The 2,987-nt window shown below is 38.3% G+C and carries 2 protein-coding genes; one reads left to right on the top strand and one right to left on the bottom strand.

Translation table 11 applies throughout. The features are described from left to right. Positions 1-313: 313 nt before the first annotated feature. Complete coding sequence (locus ABXH34_RS08895) at positions 314-1,081, bottom strand: hypothetical protein (protein WP_353571520.1); 768 nt, start codon at positions 1,079-1,081, stop codon at positions 314-316. Between the two features lie 208 nt (positions 1,082-1,289). Here ABXH34_RS08895 and alaS point away from each other — a divergent pair. Continuing rightward, positions 1,290-2,987, top strand: a 1,698-nt coding sequence (alaS, locus tag ABXH34_RS08900) for an alanine--tRNA ligase (RefSeq protein ID WP_353571521.1), incomplete at its 3' end; no start/stop codon positions are given.

Consider the following 2,987-nt stretch of genomic DNA (forward strand, 5'->3'; position numbering starts at 1 on the left):
CCTGATTCCCAAATTCTATTTGGGAGTACTGAATGGAAGCTCTGCTTCCCGTATCAGTAAAGTACAGTAGACAGGTAACAATATGTTAAGTTTTCTCATCAATTCCAAATAACTACATGAAGCGGAGCTTCACGGCATTACTCCCAAATAGAATTTGGGAGTCAGACAAAATCCCAAAGTTGGTTTTGCTTCTGAGTAATTTCTTGATTGCCCAGTCAAAGCTGACTAATTTTCTATTCATTTTTTAATTCCTGTCAATTCAAAGTCAAAGACAATTTACAAGGCTTTATGTCACTAACTCCTCTTTTCCTTTCTATCCACATGATGAATTGAGTGCCACAGCGATAGCATTGATAATCATTGAAATAATAGTACTTGTCGCCATTGCTTTATTGAATGTAATATCCATAAGAAAAAGAAAAATCAGTCCAACATAGATTAAATAGCTATATCCCATATAATCATTGTAGATAATAGTATAAAACCAGTCCTGCCCGAATAAATACATAGATGAGGCTGCAATGATTGATATAAGTAGCAAGATTGTTGGTAAAAGAAGGGATTTTTCTGCTTTTGTTGAAACAATGGAAATAAACAATATGAACAAAAATAGGCTGGCGTTGGATGCACAGAAAATACGTATATCAGTTAATAATTTACCAATAACTTTGACATATTGATCTTTAATCATATTTTGAAGGTTATATTGTGCTTTTTGAATACGGTGTATACGTTTGGTATAAGACTGAGTAATCGTTTCGGTAAGCTGCTTTTTCTTTTCACAGTCATAGCCACACATGGCTGCAATCACAGTGGCAATTTTCTCAGGTAAACCATTCTCAAGAAGCATTTTAATCTTTTGTTCTTCATCTCGGAATTTATTAGTAATGAATTGTGCTTTTTCCTTGAATGTGAAAACTTTGCTATGTTGATATTTTTCTCTGATTTTTAGCTCTATCTGTTGTTTAACAAAATGTTGTGCTGATATTTCTATATTATCCTGCTCGCTATAACTAAACCCTAATAATAAAGAAAATACAATGACTCCAAGAAGGCTGATGATACGCAATATTAATCTCATTACTTTTCCTCATATTGATATGATCTATATTTAAAAACGCTCATCAAATAGAGTTAAAACAAGAAACTATAGGGTTATTTTTACCTTAGAACAGTAAACTATAAAACCCCATCACTTACAATTCAATTTCAAATCAAAAATCGTAAAAATCGTCTAAATCCATTAGAATAACTTATAGTCTCCCTCTTTTTGTGAATTGAATAATACTATGATTACGAACGTCGCCGATATTAGAAAAGCCTTTTTAGATTATTTTCAATCAAAACAACATACTATTGTCAAAAGTAGTCCGCTTGTGCCTGCCAATGACCCCACACTATTGTTTACCAATGCGGGCATGGTGCAATTCAAAGAAACCTTTTTAGGCTTAGAACCGCGTGACTATGTGCGAGCAACTTCCTGTCAACGCTGTGTGCGGGCTGGCGGCAAACACAATGACTTAGAAAATGTCGGTTATACCGCGCGACATCATACGTTTTTTGAAATGTTGGGGAATTTTAGTTTTGGTGATTATTTCAAACAAGAAGCGATTGAATTTGCTTGGGATTTCATTACCGAAGTATTAAAAATTCCTAAAGAAAAACTGTGGGTCACAGTCTATGAAGAAGACCAAGAAGCTGAAGATTTATGGATCAAACATATTGGTATCGACCCCAATCGTTTATCACGTTGTGGCAAAAAAGATAACTTCTGGATGATGGGTGATACAGGGCCTTGTGGACCTTGCACCGAGATTTTCTACGATCACGGCGAACATGTTGCGGGAGGGCCTCCTGGTACACCTGAAGAAGACGGCGATCGCTATATCGAAATCTGGAATCTGGTATTTATGCAATACAACCGTGATGCCAGCGGCACATTAACCCCATTGCCAAAACCATCAGTCGATACGGGTATGGGCTTAGAGCGTTTATCTGCGGTATTGCAAGGCGTTCACAGCAATTACGAAATTGATTTATTCCAAGCCTTACTTAAAGCAGTTGGAAATCTTGCCAATAATCATGACTATAAAAATGGCTCTTTGCGGGTAATTGCCGATCATATTCGTGCTTGTGCGTTTTTAATTATTGATGGGGTTGTGCCTTCCAACGAGGGACGCGGTTATGTGTTACGGCGTATTATTCGTCGCGCGATTCGTCACGGACATAAATTAGGCATGCGTGATGCGTTTTTCTACAAATTAGTTGATGCGTTAGATGAGCAAATGGGTGAAGCTTATCCCGAATTACGTGAATCAAAAGCCTTAGCCGCGCGTATTTTAAAACAAGAAGAACAGCGTTTTGCTGAGACTTTAGACCAAGGCATGAAGCTATTAGAACAAGCGATTGCAGGATTAAATGGTGCGGAAATCGATGGCGCGACTATTTTCAAACTCTATGATACTTATGGATTCCCTGTTGATTTGACCAATGATATTGCCCGCGAACGTCATTTAAACTTAGATATGGCAGGCTTTGAAACCGAAATGGAAGCCCAACGCCAACGCGCCCGTGCTGCCAGTAAATTTGAAGGTGATTGGGAACAGGATGAAGAGTTAGATTTTGAAACCGATTTCACAGGTTATGAACAGACTGCGGATAACGCGAAAATTGTTGCTTTATATGCAGATGGTCAAGCGGTGGAACAATTACAAGCAGGTCAACAAGGTCGGGTAATTTTAGACCAAACTCCATTTTATGCAGAATCTGGCGGTCAAGTCGGTGATTCAGGTCAATTACAATTTGGCGACGCAATTTTTAAAGTATCGGATACGCAAAAAGTCAGTTCAGCATTTGTACATTTGGGACAGCTTGCTGAAGGAAACTTAAAAGTCGGTGCGAGTTTAACCGCTGAAATTGACACCCAACAACGTCAAGCCACCGCACGCCATCACTCCGCAACCCATTTATTACATGCCGCATTACGT

Source organism: Candidatus Albibeggiatoa sp. nov. BB20 (assembly GCA_016744725.1).
Lineage (GTDB): Bacteria > Pseudomonadota > Gammaproteobacteria > Beggiatoales > Beggiatoaceae > Albibeggiatoa.